The organism is Metabacillus litoralis (assembly GCF_007994985.1).
GTDB classification, from domain to species: domain Bacteria; phylum Bacillota; class Bacilli; order Bacillales; family Bacillaceae; genus Metabacillus; species Metabacillus litoralis.
In genome coordinates this window covers 32,849-54,443 of record NZ_VOQF01000006.1, presented here as the reverse complement: position 1 = coordinate 54,443, position 21,595 = coordinate 32,849, and the positions used below count along the sequence as shown (strand labels likewise).

Genomic DNA, 21,595 nt, shown 5'->3' with positions numbered 1-21,595 from the left:
GGGATCAATGTGAGAGAGCCTATTCAGATAAAAGGGAAAAGTAAGGTAGGTAATTTAGATGGAGCACTAGCTTCAATAAATGATCATTGTTCAGTGATGTTTGGTGGATTTGGAGGAATTGGAAATCCACCAACAATCATAAATGGGCTGTTAGAAAAGGGTGTAAAGAATTTAACATTAATCGGAAATGACGCAGGATTTCCTAATATTGGTATTGGTAAGCTTGTTAGTCAGGGGCGTGCTAAGAAATTAATTGTTTCACATATTGGCTCAAACCCTATTGCAGGAAAATTAATGCTCGAAGATAAGCTAAAGGTGGAATTTAGCCCACAAGGAACATTAGCTGAAAGAATTCGAGCAGGTGGTGTTGGAATAGCAGGGATCTTAACAGATATAGGTGTAGGTAGCATGGTGGAACAGGGAAAACAAAAAACAATAATAAATGAGCAAGAATATTTAATCGAAACAGCTTTAACTGCAGATGTTTCGATAGTATACGCGAAAAAAGCTGATACCTTTGGAAACCTTATCTATGAAACTAGTGCGAGAAACACAAATCCTCTTGTTGCAATGGCAGGAAGCTATACAATTGCAGAAGTTGAAGAAATTGTAGAAGTAGGTGAACTCGACCCAGAAGCAATCATCACACCTGGTGTTTATGTAGATCTTGTTATTCAAAGCAAAGGAATTGATTGGAAGTGGGCATGGGAGTAATTGTGGTGCCTGTCACTTCCCGGGTTTTGTCGAATAATAACTGATGGCAAGGAGGTTGAGAGTAAGATATGGATTCAAAAATTGATATAAGAAATCGAATAGCAAAGCGTGCAGCTGAGGAAATTCAGGATGGGATGATAGTGAATTTAGGGATAGGAATACCATCACTCGTTCCAGATCATCTACCAAATTCTTTACATGTAATGTTTCATGCGGAAAATGGCATCTTAGGAATTGGTAAATCTCCAGAAGAAGGTAAGGAAGACCCGATGTTATGTAATGCAGGAGGATTTCCTGTAACGACAATTCCTGGAGTTTCCTACTTTGATAGCTCCACTGCATTTGGCATGATTCGTTCAGGGTATTTAGATCTCACAATTCTTGGTGGACTTGAGGTTAGTGAGAAGGGAGATCTAGCAAATTGGATCGTCCCAGGTAAAAGAGTTCCGGGGATTGGCGGGGCAATGGAATTAGCACAAAAAGCAAAAAAAGTAATCGTTGTTATGAATCATTGCAATAAAAATGGTGAATCAAAAATTGTAGAAACATGTACATTACCTTTAACAGCAAAAAAATGTGTAAATATGATTATGACAGATAAGGCTGTGATAGAAGTCACAAAGCATGGATTGCTTTTAAAAGAAATCATGAGTCCAAATACAATAGAGGAAGTTATGATAAAAACGAATGCTCCTTTACTAATCTCAGAGAATATTAAAACGATACACTAGGTTACAAAAAAGGAGTGTAGTCAATTGGATCAACAAAGAAAACTTTTAAAAGAAGAAATACACAAATGGCTATCAAGTAATCGTGAAGATGGTATTAACCTATTAAGAAAGTTAGTGCAAGCTAGTAGTACTCAAAAAAATGAAAAAGCCGCTCAAGATATCGTGATTGAAACGATTAAAAAAATAGGTATGGAAATAGATATATGGGAACCAGATGGAATTCAATTGCAAACACATCCCTTTTTTGCTTGTGATAGAAATGAATTTAAAGATAGTCCGAATGTTGTTGGCATATTAAAAGGATCTGGTGGAGGAAGGTCTATCATTTTAAATGGTCATATCGATGTTGTGCCAGCGGGAGATGTTAGTCAATGGGCAGATGATCCATTCAGTGGAAAAGTCGTTGAGGGGAAGCTATATGGTCGAGGATCAACTGACATGAAAGGTGGAAACGTAGCATTATTACTAGCAATTACTGCTATACGTGAACTAGGTATTCAGTTAAAGGGAGACGTTATTTTTCAAAGTGTTATAGAAGAAGAGAGTGGTGGGCTTGGTACACTAGCTGCAATAGAAAGAGGATATGTAGCTGATGCAGCTATTATTCCTGAGCCTACAAATATGAAAATATTCCCGAAGCAACAAGGCTCAATATGGTTTAGAATATCAGTTCATGGTCGTTCAGCACATGGTGGTACACGTTATGAGGGGGTAAGTGCGATTGAAAATGCCTTTAATGTGGTTAAACACATTGGAGAGTTAGAGAAACATAGAAATAATAGAATTACAGATAATCTTTATAAAAATATTCCAATCCCAATTCCTATTAATGTCGGAAAAATTGAAGGTGGAGATTGGCCATCATCAGTAGCTGATTTAGTGAAATTAGAAGGTAGAATGGGAGTCTCTCCTGATGAAACAATTGAAGAAGCTAAGAACGAAATGACCAAGTGGTTAAAAACTCTACCTGAGAAAAATTCCTGGTTCGACCATAATCCTGTAGAATTAGAATGGTTTGGGGCAAGATGGGTTCCTGGAACAATCGATTTAGATCATAAATTAATGAAATGTTTATCAAGTAGCGTTATTGATGTTACAGGAGAAGAAGCCATAATTGAGGCATCTCCATGGGGAACAGACGGTGGCTTACTAACAAATGTCGCAGCAACACCAACCATCGTCTTTGGTCCGGGAAAAACAGAAAAAGCTCATCATCCAGATGAATACATTGAATTAGATAAACTGTTTGAAGCAGCGGAAATTATTGCTTTAACTGTTGTGGAATGGTGTGGTGCCTGTCACGACCCGCTTTTTGTTGATTAATGTCGAAGGGATTTATGACTTAATATATTAGAGAAAGAGTGATGAAACAATGGATGATATTCGTGAGCTTGAGGAGTTAGATAAGAAGCATTTTTTACATCCTACATCATCGATTGAGCAGCAGCAAACATCTGGACCTACCTTTATCTTTAAAAAAGGCAGTGGTATTTATCTTGAAGATTTTAAAGGTAATAGATTGATAGATGGTATGTCATCATTATGGAATGTGAATGTTGGACATGGAAGGTTAGAGCTTGGGGAGGTTGCAAAGCAACAGATGACGAAACTTGCTTATAGCTCATGTTTTGCTACCTTCAGCCATGAACCAGCCATACGACTGGCTGCTAAACTTGCAGAAATATCACCTGGAGATTTGACAGCTACCTTTTTTACATCAGGAGGCTCTGAGGCAAATGATACTGCCTATAAGCTTGCTCGACATTATTGGATCCTTAAAGGGCAGCCAGAAAGAAAGAAAATTATTTCAAGAACAAAGTCCTATCACGGGGTTACTTTAGGTGCTACAAGTGCGACTGGTTTAAAGCCGTTTCGTGATTTCACGAATTCTTTAGCAACTGATTTCTTCCATGTGGATTCTGTAAAATCAGAAGCATTAAAAGATTTAATAGAAAAAGAAGGCCCTGAAACCATTGCAGCATTTATTGCAGAACCTGTTCAAGGAGCCGGAGGAGTCCACATTGCTGAGGGAAATTATTTTAGAGAAATTAAGAAAATCTGTACAGAATACGGTATTTTATTTATTACAGACGAAGTCATTACAGGCTTTGGAAGAACAGGTGATTGGTTTGCAATTAACCATTATGCTGTTGTCCCTGATATGATGTGCTTTGCGAAGGGAATTACTAGCGGCTATGCTCAGCTCGGTGGTGTTATAATTTCTGAAGATATGTTTAAAACGTTTAAGGAGAAGTCATCAGGAACTTTATTACATGGATACACCTACAGTGGTCACCCGATGGCATGTGCAGTTGCTTTGAAAAACATTGAATTAATTGAGGAAGAACAACTTGTAGAAAACGCTAAAGGGATGGGCGCTCATCTTTTAGATGGATTAATAAAGTTAAAAGCCAACCAGAACAATATTTCAGAGGTAAGAGGGTTAGGTTTAATGGTGGCCATCGAATGTAAGTCTGGAAGTAATAGCTCATTATCACCATTAATTGTAGAAAAAGCACAACAAAAAGGACTTATATGTAGATCAGTCACGTTTGATGGACAGGACACTATTGTTTTAGCGCCACCACTAATTATTAATTCAGATGAAATACAGAGTGTTCTATCTATCCTTAATGAAACATTTACAGAGGTTCGAGATTGTTGCTAAGCTTTAGTAAATGCTTCTTTCTAGTAAATTGATGAAGAAGAATAACTTATGTTTATAGAGCTGTTATCGTAAACTTTGTTGCTTTTAGAATCATGCTGGAAATAACTCTGTATAAAGTCTAGTGGCATCTTTTCTTCTACAAATTGCACCTTTTATGTGATAATACACTGGTTACAACAGATAAAGACGTCAATTAGCAAAGAATCTTTCAGAAAAGAGCCTTTTATAAACAGCATTTTTACCTATATAAATTAAAGCAAAAAGTTCACGGAAAGTATCCTTTATAAAAAAGACATAATTTTGTAAAAAAGTTCCCATACTCCTTCCATTATTAGTAACGAACCTAAGGTATAATTAAGATATAAATGGATTAAGCAAGGAGGAGTTCTACATGTTTGCTTTACGAAGAAAGAACTTGTTATTAGTTGGTTTTCTAGTGGCACTAATTGTTATTTCTAATTTTCTTATTTATCGTTTGGAATTTATGCAACCGCTACCAAGTGAAGTTGCTCTTGGTTCATTAATAGATCTTATGTTTGTGATTCCACTTCTTATTTATTTCTTCTTAATGAAAAAGAAGTATTCATTAAAATATATGGTTCCATTGGCATTTGCCGGCTATGGTGTAGCTTTACTAATTATTCCTCATGGTTTTTTGTCTTCATACTCATTTGTAAAATATATAGTTCTGGCTGGTGAAGGTGCATTTCTATTAGTCGAATTTTATATTGTTTTCAAATTGGTGAAGAATTTACCTTCGATCATAAGATATATGAAAAAAATTGATGTACCATTCTTTCAAAATCAAATAGCACAATCTTTATCAAGTCATTTAAAATCATCATCACGTTTAGTAGATATTATAACGTCAGAAATTTCAATGTTTTATTATAGTTTATTTTCGTGGAAAGCCAAACGAGTTACACCAAAAGAAGATCAGCAAATATTTACTTTTCATCAAAAAACAAGTGTGATCGCTTTATATATAATGCTCATACATGCTCTTGTTATTGAATCTGTTGGTTTACACTTTTTATTGCATAATTGGAATGAAATAATTGCTTATATTTCATTAGCTCTAAATATTTATGGTTTGATTTATTTTATAGGGGAAATTCAAGCGGTCCGTTTGAATCCCATTGTACTAACAAAAACCCATCTTTATTTACAAGTAGGTTTAGGTAAGGGACTCTCAGTTCCACTTGAATGCATCAAGTCGGTTACTCCGTATGAAGGACCTGAAGTTTTATCTTCAATAGAAAGTAAAGAAGTTTTTGATTGTGTTCTACCTGATATAACTAAAGAAAAACCAGCTTTTGAAATTGAGCTATATGCGCCAATGGAAGCAAAATTCATGTATGGTTTTAAGAAAAAGGTAACAAAAGTTCATCTTCGCCCTGATGACCCACAAGGATTTTATGATGCATTATCAGCAAAAATTAAATGAAGGCTGCTTTTGTTCCCAGCCTTCTTTTTTCTAATTATAGTGTTGATTCTTCTATCATCTTATTAAGTGGTTTTAGGAGATGATCATGGAACATCACAATTTTAGATTGATACAGTAAGTGTTCTTCATAATGAAAAAGAATTTCGTCATATAAAGTAATAATAATCTCCGCACTAGCTATATTTTCTTCAGTAAACAATCCGCTTCGATTCACAACGATATTTTGATATTTTTCAGCCATTCGTTTTAAAGGCTTTACTAATTTTTTTACATCTTTCAGTCGATATAAATCTCTTAATTGCTCATTTAAGACAGAAGAATCTTTCACCAATTGCTGTGCTAGATAGAAATTAATGTCTTTTAAGTTATATAAACTAAGATCATTTTCATCATTAAAGATAAACTGTTTTAGCATAATTATGTCTGATTCAATTGGTTGATTTAAGAATGCTAAATAAATACGTAGCGTGTTATACGCATCATACATCGGGTTGTGAGCTTCGCCGATAAATGGTAAAGAATAAAGTGATAAAGCATCTTCAACACTTACATTCCTTTTTGCTACTCTCTTTTTAAACGTAGCTTGGAAGTCTATATAGTTATTTTCAATTTTTCTTATCGTTCGTGGAGGAATTTCATGATAAATTGAGTCAAATTTCAATCTTGATAAATCACTTGTAGACCAAGAAAAATATCGAGCTTTTTTTACTCCGCCAATCCATTCTACAAAATCTTCAAACACACTCTTGAAATCATGTGCATTAGCTAATTGTTCATCTTGGATACCTGTTAACGTTTTGCAAAACTCGGAAAGAGGATCTGAATTTTTTGGTTTAATAAATTGATCGAAGAAATCTATTTTCTTTGTTTCAAGATCATATTTTACTGCACCTAAACGAATGGCTTCCATTTTTTCATATGGCATTCCTTTATCAGAACATAACATTTCAAAATCGAAAAACACAAAATATTTAATACCTGCCATCCGCTTCACCTCCATTCAGTCATTATAAAAGGGATATTTATAGAGTGGAAGTACTAATTATTGTAAATTTCAGCGGAATCTGACTTTAGCAGCAGAATAATTTGGTCGATATTCATCAATACTGCAAGCTATCATATGCTTTAAAATATTAATTTAGACGATGAGATTAATACAAGTATCGAAATTTGTCGAATACTTAAGCTCTTAATTTATTGACAAATTACGGTAAAATAAAAGGGTAGTAGATATTATAAGTTAGTAGAAACAGGTGGAGAGATGTCTAATATACGTGTGCTTATTGCTGATGATGAAAAAGAAATTAGAGATTTACTGAAGGCTTATCTTGAGAGGGAATTTTACCATGTTGATGTTGCTTGTAATGGGGAAGAAGCTCTAACATTATTTAATCGAGCTACATACAATTTGCTGATTTTAGATGTGATGATGCCTAAAATTGATGGTATCCAAGTATGTCAAGAAATTAGAAGTAGCTCGAATGTACCTATACTAATGTTAACGGCTAAAGATGATGAAATTGATAAAATTATTGGGCTAACTATTGGAGCTGATGATTATATTACAAAGCCATTTAGTATAAATGAGGTTGTCGCAAGAATAAAAGCGTTAATGAGGAGATTTCTAGTTCTAGGGAGTGAATTGACTAAACAGGAAGCTTCTGGCATTGTACATTTTAAAGGACTGTCGATTGATTTGAAGAAGTATACAGTTTTTGTTAATAATCAGGAAATATCCTTAACTGCAAAAGAACTGGATTTACTAAGACTATTTATGACTCATCCAGAACAGGTTTTTACAAAATCACAACTGTTCCGTCAGGTATGGGATAACAATTATATAGAAGATGATAATACGGTTATGGTCCATATTCGTAAACTCCGTAAAAAAATTGAGGATGATCCATCAAATCCTAAATATATTCAAACAGTCTGGGGTATAGGTTATAAGTTTGTAGGTGAAAAAGATGAAGTTCGATAAAGTAACAATATTGCTAAGCTTTCAGTGGATCGTAATGACGGTCCTTTTTATTATGTTTAAAGATGTTAAAGCATACTCCATTTTACTATTTTTAATCGTAAATGTTATTTCAGTCACGCTACTGAATAACCATTTGAAATTCCGAAAAAGATTAAGTGAATTGAATGTAGAATTAACGCGAGCTAAAAAGGGTCATTTCCATACCAGACTATTAGCAAACGATGATCATCTTGTTAACGATATAATTTTTTCATTAAATGAGCTTATAGAACAATTGGAGAATCTTCATTCTGATAAAATCAAATCTGAAGCGGCAAGGAAGAGTCTTTTATCAAGTATATCTCATGATATTCGTACTCCTCTTACATCTATTATCGGTTATATTGACGCAATTAAGGATGATATTGCGACAACACAAACAGAAAAGGAAGAATACATAGAAATCGTTTCAAAAAAGTCAATTCAATTAAAGTGTTTAATCGAGGAGTTATTTAATTTAGCAAAATTAGATGCTGATGAATTACCGATGAATTTCGAACAAGTAGATTTTGCAGAAATAACTAGAGAAATATTGATTGAGTTTCTTCCGCAACTAAAAAATCTAGGAATAAAGATAGAAGTAGAAATTCCTGATTCTGCATGTACTATTACAGCAGATCAATTTAGTGTTGTAAGAATTTTAGAAAATCTCATTAAAAACGCTATTCAATATGGACAGCAAGGAAAAGTGTTAGGGGTGACACTTTTTGATGTTGATTGTGAATATCAGTTGACAGTATGGGATAAAGGTCCAGGCTTATCAAAAGAAGACTTGGAACATGTATTTGAAAAAATGTACCGTGTTGATTCTTCAAGAAATCTTTCATCTGGTGGAAGTGGTTTAGGACTTGCGATTGCAAAGAGCTTAACTGAAAAAAATAACGGGAGGATATGGGTGAAAAGCACGCCATTCTTTTTAACGAGCTTTACTATAGCACTACCTAAGAGTGAAAGTTATACAATTAAGAAATAGTTAAGAATTAGTTAAAGGGCAGTTAAAAACTCCTGCTTATACTAAGATCATAAGCTAATAGAAAGCAGGTGATTGGTATGGAAACAATTATAAAAACAATGGATTTAACTAAGAAATATGGTAAACAAAAATCTGTTGATTGCCTCAATTTAACAGTTAAAAAGGGAGATATTTATGGATTTCTTGGGCGAAATGGAGCTGGAAAAACAACAACCATTCGTATGCTTCTTGGATTAATAAAGCCTTCATTAGGGGAGATTGAGCTTTTTGGAGAAAAATTAGAAAATAATAAGAAACAAATATTACGCAGAATTGGATCAATTGTTGAGGTGCCAGGTTTTTATGAAAATCTGACAGCAAAAGAGAATTTACTAATTAATACAAAAATTATGGGTGTTCATAAAAAGAATGCGATAGAAGAAGCCTTAGAAATTGTCAGCCTACACAAGGAACCGAAAAAGCTAGTTGGCAATTATTCTTTAGGAATGAAACAAAGATTAGGCATTGCAAGGGCACTCTTGCATTATCCTGAACTATTAATCTTAGATGAACCAACAAATGGCTTAGATCCAATTGGTATTAAGGAAATGCGTAAGCTTATTAAAACATTAGCAATGGAGAGGAATATGACCATCTTTATTTCTAGTCATATTTTATCAGAAGTTGAGCAGTTAGTTGATCAGTTGGGAATTATTCATGAAGGTAAGCTCCTTGAAGAGATTTCTTTTGATCAGCTTAGAAAAAGAAATCGTAAATACCTTGAATTTCAAGTAAACGATGAAAATAAAGCAACGATGCTTCTTGAAAAACATTTTGATATAACAGATTATGAAGTACATGATGATGGAATTATCCGCATTTATTCACATATAGGGATGCAAGGCAATTTAAATAAAATGCTAATCGAGCAACAGATAGAAGTTACAAGATTAACAATGAGTGAAGATCGACTAGAAGAATATTTCACAAAGTTAGTTGGAGGTGGCACAATTGGTTAATTTATTAGTGACAGAAGTATTAAAGCTAAAAAGATCAAGGATGTTTTTAATAAGTATTATTGGTGCTGCAGTAGCGCCATTTATGGTTGTTGTTGCCTCCTATATACACATGCAAACAAAAGCAAATGTAATTGTAGCATTTGATGAGTTGTTTTATCAAACCAACTTGTATACTGTATTGGTACTAGGCGTACCATTATATGGTGTTGTAACAGCTTATCTTATAACCAGAGAGTATACAGAGGATACGCTAAAAAATCTTTTAACAATTCCAGTATCTCGTTCTAGCTTTTTGATAAGTAAAATTACCATGTTGTTTTTATGGATTTGTTTGTTAACATTTGTAGCATGGAGCTTAGCGGTAGTTCTAGGGTTGATTTTCCAATTTAAAGGTTTAAACTCTGAATTGCTCTTGCAGTCAATTAAACAATTTAGTATCGGTGCTGGCTTGTTGTTTGTCCTCTCATCACCGATTATATTTGTCACTTTAGTATCAAAAAGTTATGTACCAACAATTATTTTTACAATTGTGATCACAATGTTAAATGTAATGGGCGGAAGTTCAGAGCATAGAGGGTTATTTCCGTGGGCAGCTGCAGGAGATATTTCTAATCATACTCTTCTACCGACATATGATCCGGCTGTTTCATATATCATAATTACGCTTACTTCTCTCGTAGGATTTATTAGCTCATTTGTCTATTTTAGAAGAGTTGATGTATAAGTTTAAATTGTTTGCCTTGTCGCAGTCTATTGTTAGTCTAATCAAATCATTCATTTAATAGCAACAAAACCAAAAATTCTATTAAACACAGCAAATAAAGACCCGAACAAATAGGCGAAAGATTAATTGAACGATCACCTAAAAATTCGGGTTTATCTATAATTTAAATACTTATATCCTATCACAAAATCTTTATTATCCTCTAACACGTAGCAGCCAATTTACAAACGGTGGTACTTTACGATCCACAACTTTCAATTCATCCAGTATTAGCTTTTCTTTATGATCTTCTATCCAATTTTGTAATTCTCTTTTAGAATCAATTTGAGTATAGTATGTTTCTCCACATTTTCCAACAGCATTCACAACATACCTACATGTGTTTCCCATAAGTGCCCACCTTTTAGCTTTTAGTGTTATATATCCTATTAAGCATTATAACAAGGTGAGATTTTATTTCTAGACTTTACTTTTAAAAATTTTGGGAGTAGAATGGTATATTTTATTTTATAAAAAGACCTCCTTAACATCTAATGGTTGAAGAGATTTTGAATTATTGATGTAAACAAATGCGTCATAACGGTCTGACATGACAGATGGTACATAGTTTCCATATTGTTCATATTGAGGATTATAGACAACCCCAATTGCCCTGTGCCCAATTGGCTGGCTGAAAAGATTTCGATTTTCTTGAGTAAACAACAGTAGTTTATTGGATGGACCTGCTTTATGCATAGCATCTTCCCAGCTGCCTTCCTGAGCGGGAGGAGTAATCATGTTTTCAAGATTAACTCCCCATTGATCAGCTGCTATTACTGTCCCTCGATGAGTACCGAAACCAACAATTAACACCTTATTATTGCCTTTTTGTTCACGAAGTAGCTGGCCAACATTCACAACACCTTGATTTGCCATATCTGTCGCACGTGCATCTCCAACATGAGTATTATGTTCCCAAACAATTCCTTTTGCTTTTTCACCATGAAATTGTTCTATTTTGTGAATTACTTCTACCATATGTTGATCACGAATATTCCAGGATTGGTTATCGTCTAGCACCATTGTTCGATAGTAATTTTCAGCGTTTGATGTAATAAGTGCATTAATTTCTATGTTTAAACTGCTTTCTTCATTATCTTTAAAAGTATGCTTATTTAAAGAAATTTCTGTTAAAAGTTTTGTTACCTCTTCATGGCATCCTTCAGAATAAAAAGCTGCTGAAATACCATATTTCTCAGGTTTGCGGTTAAAGGGATCGAAGCATGAAAAGGTTTGTTTTGCTTCTTCGACAAGGGAAGAATTTGTTTTTTCTAAGTAAGAAATAATTTCATCCATTGACTCCCAGAGTGAGTATATATCTATACCGTAAAATCCAACTTGTTTTTCTTTTGGCTGCTTCATATTATGCTCTTTCAACCACTCAATGAGTTCGATCATTTCTTCATTTGCCCACATCCAAGTAGGCCAGCGATTAAATGATTTTAATACTTCACGAGCATCTTTGAACTTATCGTTAAAGCCTTTTATATATCTGTTTACTTTTTGACATGCTGGCCAGTCACCTTCTACTGCTAAAAACGTGAAGCCTTTTTCAGTAATTAGTTTTTTTGAAATCTCGGCTCTTTCTTTGTAGTATTCTGATGTTCCATGTGATGATTCCCCTAGTAATACTAGACTTTGTTCGTTGACTGTATTTAATAGAAAATCATAATCATTAGCTGTTCTTAACGGTATAGCATAATCTTTTATAGATTGAATTAGTTGTTGATTCATGATTATCTCCTAACATATTTATTGTTTATACTGAGCATTGTATGAGTTTTCACCAGAATGAACCGATAAAAGCGTATCAGCATATCCAACAAGTCTATTTATGATTTCATCAGAAATAGAGTAAACAAGATGATATAGTTTACTTTTATGTAGTTCTGGATCATCAAATATAATTGTTGTATTAATAAAGATATGTTTTGTATCAAAAAGGTTGTAATGAATAATAGCTTTCCCAGGCGCACCACCTGTTAAAGGATCTTTATAGCTTGGTAAAAACACATACCACTCTTCAGCAGTGGGTGATCTGAAATTTTTAGTAAAAGTCATTCCTTTTATTTCATTCTCTATTTGTTTTTTTAGGTTTTCATCTATTACGTCAATCACTTTATTTACATTGTTTTTCATGAATCCTCCTACACCTTACTCAATCAGCTGGATTAGCATGAACGGCGATTTCATATGCATCTAGAATCATATTTTTCTTTTTGTGGTCATCTATATTTACAAGATATTGTCCGTCTTGTTCATCTTCAACTTGCATGATAATTGTATTTGTATGATCTTCACTTTCTTGAAGTAGAGCAAAGGTTTCATCTTCTATATCAAATAAAGCCTCGACAATATATTGTTTTTCATGGCCTTGTTCATCTTCTACTACTATAAAATCTCTTTCTTGATCGTTTATCATGTTATCAACCTCCTAATTTAATTGTATTTTTCCCTACTGAAGGTATTTTAATTATTGTATTATTAAATGGAGTAAAAAGTTTTAAGGAGCTGTCTTTAAAAGGGGAAATTAAATGAATCAAGAAAATCATATAAAGATGCTTAATAAGCTTATAAAAGGAAATTGAAGGGCTTTTAAAAAGTCATTTCTGAAAGATTGTTGCTTATAGACGTCATTACCGATTGTAACCGGGGTGTTATCGCATTTGTAGGAGAAAAGATGCCACTAAACTTTATATAGTTCTGTTTTATTATGATTCTAAAAACAACAAAGTTTAAAAGAGCCTTAATAAATCAACATCATAGTTTAACAACCATTTTAAAAGGACTTTTATTAAAAATGAAGAGGTGTTAAGATATAGTTTATCAATGAAAAAACTATACGCTTTCAAAGAGATTTTTTTCGGAGAAATGCTTGATTTATTCTAAGAAAAAATTATAATATTATTTGTCACTAAATATACGTGTCTAGTAATAATGCGAAGAGGCTACACTCGTTTTCATGCCGAACACGGAAGTAAAGCGCTTCAGTGTCGATAGTAGTTGGAGGGTTCCTCCTGTGAGAGTAGGACGTTGACAGACTATTTCATGAACATATTTATACGATCTTATATAATATTGATTTAATGGAGGATTAGCTCAGCTGGGAGAGCATCTGCCTTACAAGCAGAGGGTCGGCGGTTCGATCCCGTCATCCTCCACCAACGTTTTTTCGCGCAGCGAAAATAACGAACCTTAAACTCGCGCAGCAAAAATAACAAACCTTTACTCGGCGAAGCAAAACTAAATGAACATATGGGGCCTTAGCTCAGCTGGGAGAGCGCCTGCCTTGCACGCAGGAGGTCAGCGGTTCGATCCCGCTAGGCTCCACCAGATAATAATAATAATCAAGACTTAAGAGTTTTTAACATTTGGCGGTGTAGCTCAGCTGGCTAGAGCGTACGGTTCATACCCGTGAGGTCGTGGGTTCGACTCCCTCCGCCGCTATACAAGGTAAATGACTATTGGACCCTTAGCTCAGTTGGTTAGAGCAGACGGCTCATAACCGTCCGGTCGTAGGTTCGAGTCCTACAGGGTCCATTAATTTACGGAGGAATACCCAAGTCCGGCTGAAGGGATCGGTCTTGAAAACCGACAGGGGTGTCAAAACCCGCGGGGGTTCGAATCCCCCTTCCTCCTCCATAAAAAACGTTCATAAAAGTGGTCACGAAATATATAATGGTTTATATACTGTATATTACAGGACCTATTAACAGAGTTTTTTTATTATCGCGGGGTGGAGCAGTTCGGTAGCTCGTCGGGCTCATAACCCGAAGGTCGCAGGTTCAAATCCTGTCCCCGCAACCAACTTTCTTGTTATCCCGTCCGGGAAGCCATTATTGCACAAAACAAAATATGGAGGGGTAGCGAAGTGGCTAAACGCGGCGGACTGTAAATCCGCTCCTTAGGGTTCGGCAGTTCGAATCTGCCCCCCTCCACCAATGTTTTTTCGCGAAGCGAAAATAACAAACAATATGGTTTAATTGCACTGCGAAGCAAAAATAACAAAGAACATGCTGGTCTTCACCATAAGAAATAACATTTATTATTTGTTTTAGGGGCATAGTTTAACGGTAGAATAGAGGTCTCCAAAACCTTTGGTGTGGGTTCGATTCCTACTGCCCCTGCCAAAAAATATACCCACTTTTAAAATGGCGATTGTGGTTCTGACATTCGTGGGTTTGATTCCCATCAGTCGCTCCATAATTACGTCGAAGCACAATCATAGGGCTATAAGCCAAGCGGTAAGGCATCTTACTTTGACAGCGACATGCGTTGGTTCAAATTCAGCTAGCCCAGCCAAAACATAAGGCATCATAGCCAAGTGGTAAGGCAGAGGTCTGCAAAACCTTTATCCCCGGTTCAAATCCGGGTGGTGCCTCCAAAAAAATGCGGGTGTAGTTTAGTGGTAAAACCTCAGCCTTCCAAGCTGATGATGAGGGTTCGATTCCCTTCACCCGCTCCAAAGACAACAATTGGACCTATAGCGAGCTGGTTAGAGCGCACAGCGCACGCCTGATAAGTGTGAGGTCGATGATTCGAGTCCATTTAGGATCACCTTACATATTTTTCCGCAGTAGCTCAGTGGTAGAGCTACTCGGCTGTTAACCGATCGGTCGTAGGTTCGAGTCTACCTGCGGAGCCATTTATTCAATAATGCTAAAAAAACTAAAAGTTAATTTTGCGCCTTTAGCTCAGCAGGATAGAGCAACGGCCTTCTAAGCCGTCGGTCAGAGGTTCGAATCCTCTAAGGCGCGTACTAAAAAAGTGTACTCCATTAATTGAGTACACTTTTTTAGTACTAATTTTCAAGTTCTCTACCTAATTATTAATAACATAGCATTATTCACAATAGAGAAATAGAATGATTGTACATAGGACATAATAATATCAAGTTCTGTATTTATAGGAGTTGATTTAAGGTGGGAGCAGTTGAAAGAAATGGCTATCGTTTTGAACCTGAATTTAGTGTTATTCATCAAAATGGTGCGATCCATGTTTATGAAAAGGGTAAATTTATTGAAGAAATAAAGTTTGTTTTTAATGGTGAATTTCCTGAACATGATCAGATCGAGGAAATAATTGATCAATATTTTGAAAAAAATAAATAATAAGAGAGACCGTTATATTTAACTGTGATAAGTGTTGTATCTAACTGTACACAAATAAAATCCTAAAAATATGATTTAATTTTACCTATTTAAGGTATATAAAAATTAAGGGAGTGTGTTACAGATGAATATAGTCATAAAACCAGAAGCAATAAATCAATTAAGAGGTAGGGAATTTCAGGAAAATGAAGGGATTAGGATAGAAGCAACTTTTGTAGGTAGCTGCACAATTTATGCTGAACATAGTCTTCTAGTTGATATAAAACAAGATGATGACGATATTTTTATGGTTGAAGATATACCAGTTGTTATATCAAAGAAAAGCCAAAAGTATCTTGATGAGAATATATTTTTAGATTATAGTCCACAATTAGGATACAAAATATCTTCTGATCAAGAAACGTATAAATATAATCTCCAACTAAAAGAAAATAAGTGAAAAAAATAAATTAATGTCAAGGATTATATAATGCTCATTTAGCAGACGATTCTCAGGATTTTCGTCTGCTTTTTACTATTATTTTTAGGCGTTGTTAAATCTTGTTTTTGATTTCCGTTACATGCAATAACAATTCTTACTAGGTCCGGGAGCACCATCGTAAGCTACGCAACTGTGGCTTTCCAGTTGAAACCTTATCCCGTAGGAGACTCATATATTCACTCCAATCAACAAAGTGCTGAAAATTAACATTAATATTTAACATAGCTACTGTTTAATAATTCTATAACAGGGTATTATTCAAACACTAAATATGTTTTTTGGAGGAAACCTGTGTTTAATAAACTTTTCTTATTTATAAAAAGTAGAGTGTGGCTTTTGCCAACTATTTTTTCTATAGGTTCATTTTTCTTAGCCGTATTTGTAGCTTTTTTAGATCAGTTCATAAATCTGAATGATACTAAAATTATAAAAGCTTTTCTTACAATTGATCGAGACCTTGCTCAGACAATATTATCAACAATTGCCGGATCTCTGTTAACAATGACAACCATTACATTTTCAACAATAATGGTTGTTTTGACAACATATTCTTCTCAATTTTCTCCAAGAACTCTTCAAAATTTTATTCGTGATATGGTAACAATGCGAGTATTAGGAATATTTATTGGAGGATTTGTTTATTCTATTTTCTCCTTGCTATTTATGAAACAAGAGTCAGAAAGTTATGTTTTAGCAGTAACGATTAGTGTTATTATTGCTTCTGTATGTGTTGGGGTATTTGCTTATTTTATTCATCATGTAGCTTCTTCAGTTAGAGTAAGTAAATTAATTGAGCAACTTTCAAACGATGTACTTAAATCAATACATAATAAAATTAGTAAAGTAGAGAAAAGTGATCATGTCATATTAGTAACAAGCACTCCTAGTGCGTATAAATTCTCAAAGGAAATCGAGATAACAAATAACGATTTTGGTTATATTCAATTAATTGATGAAGAAAAGCTATACAAACAAGCATGTGAAGAAGATTATTTCATAGAAATTCATCATCCAATAGGAAGTTTCTTACCGCCTGATAAATTAGTTATGACAATTCATCACAACGGAGTAGCTGATAATAAAGAGTTAGAAGAAATCACACTTGGAAATGAACGAACTACAATGCAAGATATAGATTTTGGCTTGCAAAAATTAACGGAGGTTGCTTTAAGGGCTATTTCTCCGGGAATAAATGATCCTAACACTGCGATTGATTGTATACGAAATTTAGGTTTATGTTTAAAAAAAGTTAGTAGCCTTGATGCTAATTACCTAGCTTATTATAAAGATAATATAGTTGTACTCTCAATACCTCAAAGACCTTTTGAAGAAGTGCTCAGGTCATGCTTTTACCAAATTTGTCATTATGGACAAAAGGATATCTCGATTTTAGAAGCAATCTTTGATGCTTTATTGGAAATATCAACGTCTAATACAAAAGAGATTATCGAAAAAACAGTTCAATTTAGTGAATATATTCTTGAAAAAGCAGATATTCATTCATTCCCTGAATTAGATCAAAGATCATTGAAAGACAGAAAGAAACGTTTAGTGAATCAAAAATAATAACGAACTTATTTACTTAAGGTCAATTTTAGAAAAGTATAATATATTTCATAATATTTCTCTCTTATGGAGATATTAATCCTGAATGGGAGGAATTTTGTGATGTATAAGTATCCTAAATTAATACTAACATTAATGATGATAGTTCCGTGGTTTTCGTTAGTTTTCTTCGGAAAAACAGCATTCAAAAGATTTCTGCCAGCAAGTTTATTTATTTCTATAGTTGTGAAATTTGAATGCTATATTGCCAAGAAACGAAAATGGTGGTGGTTTTACGAGGAACTTCATCCAAAATTAAGTAGAGACACTCCGTTAATTATTGGTCCATTCTTTGTTGGGTCATTGTGGATATTAAAATTAACTTATGGAAAATTCAAGGAATTTATTTTATTTAATATATTGATCGATTCATTTTTCACCTATTATTTAATGAATGTTTTTCAAAAGTTAGGGTTAGGATCTTTGGTTAGGTTAAAAAGACTTAATTTATCATTACTGTTTATAATCAAATCACTTCTTTTATACTATTTTCAATATGTTAAGGATCGTTATATTGACGATAGAGAAGTAGGTTAAATTAGATAAATCAATGACTGCTGCGAAGCACCTTACATGAATACATTTGCCTTAGTCAGAACTCAATCTAGGTCACGCTTTTCTTTTTTCGAGTATTTATAAACTGCTATCCTGATAATAAAAACTAGAGAAAAGAAAATAGCACTTAAAGTATTTTTAATTTCAGGACTTTTTAAGGTTAGACTAGTAAGAATCATTAATAAAACAATCCCAAAATAGAAAAATTTCTCATATTTGATGATAAACTTCAACTATAACACTCCTTACATAATATTAATAATGGGAAAGGTTGAAAATGTATAGAAGGTAAAAAATTAAATTCTTTATACAATCTTAGCAATTAATTACTTGCAACAAGCATTATTAATGAAAGATGCTACACTCTTTGATCATTCATATAATACCATTTGTTTTGGATTTAAGAAAACAACGTAAATAGAAAGAAGAAAGAGATATCCAAAAGGTGAGTGATTCCTGAGATATCTTTTTTTGAGTTAAATATCATTTTACAATGTTTAGCAGAATCATAATCTCCTGTACATTTTGTTTAGTATATTCAGAGGTTGTTATGTAGTTTGAAGTAATATTTTTGCTAGCTGCTTTTCTTTCTATTTACATTTTGCAATTATCTATAGTTATTATTTTGTTTGCTCAATTTAGTCAATAGAAAAAATTGGATAATATTTCTTCAAAACACTTTACATAGGTTAGGGGGGTATAGTATATTAGATTTAAGGAAACATTATAAATGTAAATAACACATCAGTTTCAACCGCATAAAAATGGTACTCATAAGTAAATGAACTAATCAAAAAATGCACTTCAAAGGAGAGAATAAAAAATGAAGAAAATATTTAATGTAAATGGAATGTCTTGTGGTCACTGTGTTAAGTCAATTAAAGACAGTGTAGGAAAATTAACTGGAGTAATTAATGTAGAGGTTATTTTAAGTGAAGGTAAAGTAAATGTAGAATATGATAACAATACTGTTTCATCAGTTGAAATAATGGATGTAATTGAAGAACAAGGCTATGATGTTAAGTAGTATGAATTACGTACGTGTGTGAAAATATTAATATGAAGTTATATACCTCTAATAGGTATAAGGAGGGTTTTACAATGGCACAAACAATAAAAGAAGCTACACTACCTATTGCAGGAATGACTTGTGCGTCATGCGCTGTGAGGATTGAAAAAGGACTTAATAAGGTTGAAGGAGTACAAGAAGCAACAGTAAATTTTGCTCTTGAGAAAACATCTATTAAATATGATCCAACTGTAGCGAATATAGATGCAATGAAAAAGAAGATAAGGAATTTAGGATATGAGGTAATAGAGGAAAAAGTTGAGTTGAACATTATTGGTATGACATGTGCGGCTTGCTCAACAAGAATTGAAAAAGGATTAAACAAGCTTGATGGTGTTTTGATAGCATCGGTAAACTTAGCATTAGAAAGTGCTACAGTAGAGTACGATCCTGCTCAAACAAATGTATCACAAATGATCCAAAAAGTTGAAAAGCTTGGTTATCAAGCAAACCAAAAAGGTGAGCAAAAAGAAGATATTGCAGATCTTAAAGAGAAGGAATTAGAAACACAAAAAGGTAAATTTATCTTTTCACTTATTTTATCCTTCCCATTACTATGGGCAATGGTTAGCCACTTTAGCTTCACATCATTTATTTATCTGCCTGATATGTTTATGAATCCTTGGGTCCAATTAGCGTTAGCTACACCAGTCCAGTTTGTTGTAGGAAAACAATTTTATGTAGGAGCTTATAAAGCGTTAAGAAATAAAAGTGCAAATATGGATGTTCTCGTTGCTTTGGGAACTTCTGCAGCGTATTTCTATAGTTTATATTTATCAATTATTTCTATTGGTAGCAATGCACACATGGTAGAGCTTTACTATGAAACAAGTGCAGTTTTAATTACATTAATCATTTTAGGCAAGTTATTTGAAGTTAGAGCAAAAGGACGTTCTTCAGAAGCTATAAAAAAACTGATGGGGCTTCAAGCGAAAACAGCAGTTGTTGAGAGAAATGGTGTTGAGATTGAAGTAGCTCTTGAGGATGTATTAGTTGGGGATATTGTTTATGTAAAACCAGGTGAAAAAGTTCCGGTTGATGGAGTTATTATTGATGGCCGTTCAGCGTTAGACGAATCAATGTTAACTGGTGAGAGTGTACCTGTTGATAAAACAGTGGGAGATTCAATTATTGGAGCAACAATTAATAAGAATGGATTTTTGAAGGTTAAAGCAACAAAGGTAGGGCGGGACACAGCCTTATCACAAATAATTAAGGTGGTAGAAGAGGCACAAGGATCAAAGGCGCCAATTCAACGTTTAGCTGATCAAATTTCAGGTATTTTTGTACCTATTGTTGTTGGAATTGCATTTATCACATTTTTAGTATGGTTCTTTATTGTGGCTCCTGGTGATTTTGCTGAAGCATTAGAAAAATTAATCGCAGTTTTAGTTATTGCATGTCCATGTGCATTAGGTCTTGCGACACCTACATCTATTATGGCTGGTTCAGGAAGAGCTGCTGAATTTGGCATTCTTTTTAAAGGTGGAGAGCATCTAGAGCGCACACATCGATTAACAACAATATTATTAGATAAAACAGGAACTGTTACAAATGGTGAGCCGGTTTTAACAGATGTATTAATTGAAAAAGATATAAATGAAAAAGAGTTTTTAACATTAGTAGGTACAGCTGAAAAGCAATCAGAACATCCATTAGCACAAGCAATAGTTGCTGGGATAAAAGAAAAGAATATTGAACTTGTGGAAGTGGAAGAGTTTGAGGCAATACCTGGCTATGGTATTCAAGCTAAGGTGGGAGGTCAAGTTGTTCTAGCTGGTACAAGAAAGCTAATGAATAAATACGGTGTAATGATCGAGGGTGCTCAAGCAACAATGGAACAGCTTGAGGCAAATGGCAAAACAGCAATGCTTATTGCAATCAATAATAAGTATGCAGGCTTAGTTGCGGTTGCAGATACAATAAAAATAACTTCAAAAGCAGCCGTTAGACGTTTAAAGGAAATGGGTCTTGAAGTGGTTATGATTACTGGTGACAATAAATTAACAGCAGAAGCAATAGCTAAAGAAGCGGGAATTACCCAAGTTGTAGCAGAGGTTTTACCAGAAGGTAAAGCCGAAGAAGTGAAGAAGTTACAAAAACAAGGAAAGATTGTAGCGATGGTCGGGGATGGAATTAATGATGCACCAGCACTTGCAACTGCTGATATCGGTATGGCAATTGGAACTGGTACAGACGTAGCGATGGAAGCAGCAGACATTACGTTAATGCGCGGTGATTTAAACAGTATTGCTGATGCTATTTATATGAGTAAAAAAACAATTCGAAATATTAAACAAAACTTATTTTGGGCATTTGCTTATAACACACTGGGAATCCCAATAGCTGCATTAGGCTTTCTTGCACCTTGGTTAGCAGGAGCCGCAATGGCATTTAGTTCTGTATCTGTTGTCTTAAATGCATTACGATTACAGAGAGTAAAACTATAGAAAGGAATAA

21 protein-coding genes, 13 tRNA genes and 1 rRNA gene are annotated in these 21,595 nt (G+C 34.0%); 29 read left to right on the top strand and 6 right to left on the bottom strand.

All coding sequences use genetic code 11. The features are described from left to right. The first annotated feature begins 9 nt into the window (after positions 1–9). From FS935_RS11175 to FS935_RS11155, 5 genes are all read left to right on the top strand, one after another. The gene (locus tag FS935_RS11175) at positions 10–714 is read left to right on the top strand and encodes a CoA transferase subunit A (RefSeq protein ID WP_146948551.1); all 705 of its coding nucleotides are present in this window, start codon (positions 10–12) and stop codon (positions 712–714) included. A 68-nt stretch (positions 715–782) separates the two neighbouring features. Continuing rightward, positions 783–1,445: a 3-oxoacid CoA-transferase subunit B gene (locus tag FS935_RS11170; protein ID WP_146948549.1), complete on the top strand. Its 663-nt coding sequence runs from the start codon at positions 783–785 to the stop codon at positions 1,443–1,445. Between the two features lie 24 nt (positions 1,446–1,469). Then, positions 1,470–2,768 (top strand): peptidase, encoded by a 1,299-nt coding sequence (locus tag FS935_RS11165; RefSeq protein WP_146948547.1) that lies wholly within the window; start codon positions 1,470–1,472, stop codon positions 2,766–2,768. Positions 2,769–2,817: 49 nt separating this feature from the next. Then, positions 2,818–4,113: an aminotransferase family protein gene (locus tag FS935_RS11160; RefSeq protein ID WP_146948545.1), complete on the top strand. Its 1,296-nt coding sequence runs from the start codon at positions 2,818–2,820 to the stop codon at positions 4,111–4,113. Positions 4,114–4,504: 391 nt separating this feature from the next. Beyond that, entirely contained in the window at positions 4,505–5,560 is a 1,056-nt protein-coding gene (locus tag FS935_RS11155; protein ID WP_146948543.1) for a hypothetical protein, read from the top strand. A gap of 34 nt (positions 5,561–5,594) precedes the next feature. Here FS935_RS11155 and FS935_RS11150 read toward each other — a convergent pair whose 3' ends face one another. After that, entirely contained in the window at positions 5,595–6,545 is a 951-nt protein-coding gene (locus FS935_RS11150) for a 3'-5' exonuclease (protein WP_146948541.1), read from the bottom strand. A 276-nt stretch (positions 6,546–6,821) separates the two neighbouring features. On the opposite strand from FS935_RS11150, the gene FS935_RS11145 reads away from it, so the two are divergent. From FS935_RS11145 to FS935_RS11130, 4 genes are all read left to right on the top strand, one after another. After that, positions 6,822–7,541 carry a response regulator transcription factor gene (locus FS935_RS11145; protein WP_146948539.1) on the top strand — a complete coding sequence of 240 codons (720 nt, stop codon included), beginning with the start codon at positions 6,822–6,824 and terminating at the stop codon, positions 7,539–7,541. Continuing rightward, positions 7,528–8,553 (top strand): sensor histidine kinase, encoded by a 1,026-nt coding sequence (locus FS935_RS11140; protein WP_146948537.1) that lies wholly within the window; start codon positions 7,528–7,530, stop codon positions 8,551–8,553. Before FS935_RS11145 ends, FS935_RS11140 begins: the two co-directional genes overlap by 14 nt. A gap of 77 nt (positions 8,554–8,630) precedes the next feature. Further along, positions 8,631–9,551 carry an ABC transporter ATP-binding protein gene (locus tag FS935_RS11135; RefSeq protein WP_146948535.1) on the top strand — a complete coding sequence of 307 codons (921 nt, stop codon included), beginning with the start codon at positions 8,631–8,633 and terminating at the stop codon, positions 9,549–9,551. After that, positions 9,544–10,275: an ABC transporter permease gene (locus FS935_RS11130; RefSeq protein ID WP_146948534.1), complete on the top strand. Its 732-nt coding sequence runs from the start codon at positions 9,544–9,546 to the stop codon at positions 10,273–10,275. Before FS935_RS11135 ends, FS935_RS11130 begins: the two co-directional genes overlap by 8 nt. 195 nt (positions 10,276–10,470) lie before the next feature. Here FS935_RS11130 and FS935_RS11125 read toward each other — a convergent pair whose 3' ends face one another. The 4 genes from FS935_RS11125 to FS935_RS11110 form a co-directional block, all read right to left on the bottom strand. After that, the gene (locus FS935_RS11125) at positions 10,471–10,665 is read right to left on the bottom strand and encodes a hypothetical protein (RefSeq protein ID WP_146948532.1); all 195 of its coding nucleotides are present in this window, start codon (positions 10,663–10,665) and stop codon (positions 10,471–10,473) included. 117 nt (positions 10,666–10,782) lie between these two features. Then, on the bottom strand, positions 10,783–12,048 hold the full coding sequence (locus FS935_RS11120) for an erythromycin esterase family protein (protein ID WP_146948530.1): 1,266 nt from the start codon (positions 12,046–12,048) through the stop codon (positions 10,783–10,785). Between the two features lie 18 nt (positions 12,049–12,066). Beyond that, positions 12,067–12,453, bottom strand: a complete 387-nt coding sequence (locus FS935_RS11115; RefSeq protein WP_146948528.1) for a hypothetical protein — start codon at positions 12,451–12,453, stop codon at positions 12,067–12,069. Positions 12,454–12,472: 19 nt separating this feature from the next. Beyond that, positions 12,473–12,736, bottom strand: a complete 264-nt coding sequence (locus FS935_RS11110; RefSeq protein WP_239589373.1) for a DUF1292 domain-containing protein — start codon at positions 12,734–12,736, stop codon at positions 12,473–12,475. 505 nt (positions 12,737–13,241) lie between these two features. On the opposite strand from FS935_RS11110, the gene rrf reads away from it, so the two are divergent. From rrf to FS935_RS11020, 18 genes are all read left to right on the top strand, one after another. Further along, a 5S ribosomal RNA gene (gene rrf, locus FS935_RS11105) occupies positions 13,242–13,356 on the top strand. A 46-nt stretch (positions 13,357–13,402) separates the two neighbouring features. After that, positions 13,403–13,478, top strand: a tRNA-Val gene (locus tag FS935_RS11100). 93 nt (positions 13,479–13,571) lie between these two features. Beyond that, positions 13,572–13,647: transfer RNA gene (locus FS935_RS11095), tRNA-Ala, on the top strand. 40 nt (positions 13,648–13,687) lie between these two features. Continuing rightward, positions 13,688–13,761 (top strand) — tRNA-Met (locus FS935_RS11090). A 19-nt stretch (positions 13,762–13,780) separates the two neighbouring features. Next, a tRNA-Ile gene (locus FS935_RS11085) sits at positions 13,781–13,854 on the top strand. Between the two features lie 9 nt (positions 13,855–13,863). After that, positions 13,864–13,956 (top strand) — tRNA-Ser (locus tag FS935_RS11080). Between the two features lie 88 nt (positions 13,957–14,044). Next, positions 14,045–14,121: transfer RNA gene (locus FS935_RS11075), tRNA-Met, on the top strand. Between the two features lie 50 nt (positions 14,122–14,171). Continuing rightward, positions 14,172–14,255 (top strand) — tRNA-Tyr (locus tag FS935_RS11070). A gap of 115 nt (positions 14,256–14,370) precedes the next feature. Next, positions 14,371–14,444: transfer RNA gene (locus FS935_RS11065), tRNA-Trp, on the top strand. A 180-nt stretch (positions 14,445–14,624) separates the two neighbouring features. After that, positions 14,625–14,698 (top strand) — tRNA-Cys (locus tag FS935_RS11060). 7 nt (positions 14,699–14,705) lie between these two features. Continuing rightward, positions 14,706–14,779, top strand: a tRNA-Gly gene (locus FS935_RS11055). A gap of 12 nt (positions 14,780–14,791) precedes the next feature. Then, positions 14,792–14,871, top strand: a tRNA-Ile gene (locus tag FS935_RS11050). 13 nt (positions 14,872–14,884) lie between these two features. Then, positions 14,885–14,959: transfer RNA gene (locus FS935_RS11045), tRNA-Asn, on the top strand. Between the two features lie 38 nt (positions 14,960–14,997). After that, positions 14,998–15,071, top strand: a tRNA-Arg gene (locus FS935_RS11040). Positions 15,072–15,236: 165 nt separating this feature from the next. Then, the gene (locus tag FS935_RS11035) at positions 15,237–15,425 is read left to right on the top strand and encodes a YbxH family protein (RefSeq protein WP_146948526.1); all 189 of its coding nucleotides are present in this window, start codon (positions 15,237–15,239) and stop codon (positions 15,423–15,425) included. A 124-nt stretch (positions 15,426–15,549) separates the two neighbouring features. Continuing rightward, on the top strand, positions 15,550–15,864 hold the full coding sequence (locus tag FS935_RS11030) for an iron-sulfur cluster biosynthesis family protein (RefSeq protein ID WP_146948524.1): 315 nt from the start codon (positions 15,550–15,552) through the stop codon (positions 15,862–15,864). 333 nt (positions 15,865–16,197) lie between these two features. After that, positions 16,198–17,472 carry a DUF2254 domain-containing protein gene (locus FS935_RS11025; protein WP_158638598.1) on the top strand — a complete coding sequence of 425 codons (1,275 nt, stop codon included), beginning with the start codon at positions 16,198–16,200 and terminating at the stop codon, positions 17,470–17,472. Positions 17,473–17,574: 102 nt separating this feature from the next. Continuing rightward, complete coding sequence (locus FS935_RS11020) at positions 17,575–18,048, top strand: hypothetical protein (RefSeq protein WP_146948520.1); 474 nt, start codon at positions 17,575–17,577, stop codon at positions 18,046–18,048. 62 nt (positions 18,049–18,110) lie between these two features. Here the strand turns inward: FS935_RS11020 and FS935_RS23430 are convergent, their stop codons facing one another. Beyond that, positions 18,111–18,299, bottom strand: coding sequence for a hypothetical protein (locus tag FS935_RS23430; protein ID WP_158638597.1), 189 nt, complete (start codon positions 18,297–18,299; stop codon positions 18,111–18,113). Between the two features lie 590 nt (positions 18,300–18,889). Between FS935_RS23430 and copZ the strand changes: the two genes are divergently transcribed. Then, complete coding sequence (gene copZ, locus FS935_RS11015) at positions 18,890–19,093, top strand: copper chaperone CopZ (RefSeq protein ID WP_146948518.1); 204 nt, start codon at positions 18,890–18,892, stop codon at positions 19,091–19,093. Between the two features lie 74 nt (positions 19,094–19,167). Beyond that, positions 19,168–21,585 (top strand): heavy metal translocating P-type ATPase, encoded by a 2,418-nt coding sequence (locus tag FS935_RS11010; protein ID WP_146948516.1) that lies wholly within the window; start codon positions 19,168–19,170, stop codon positions 21,583–21,585. Positions 21,586–21,595: the final 10 nt, after the last annotated feature.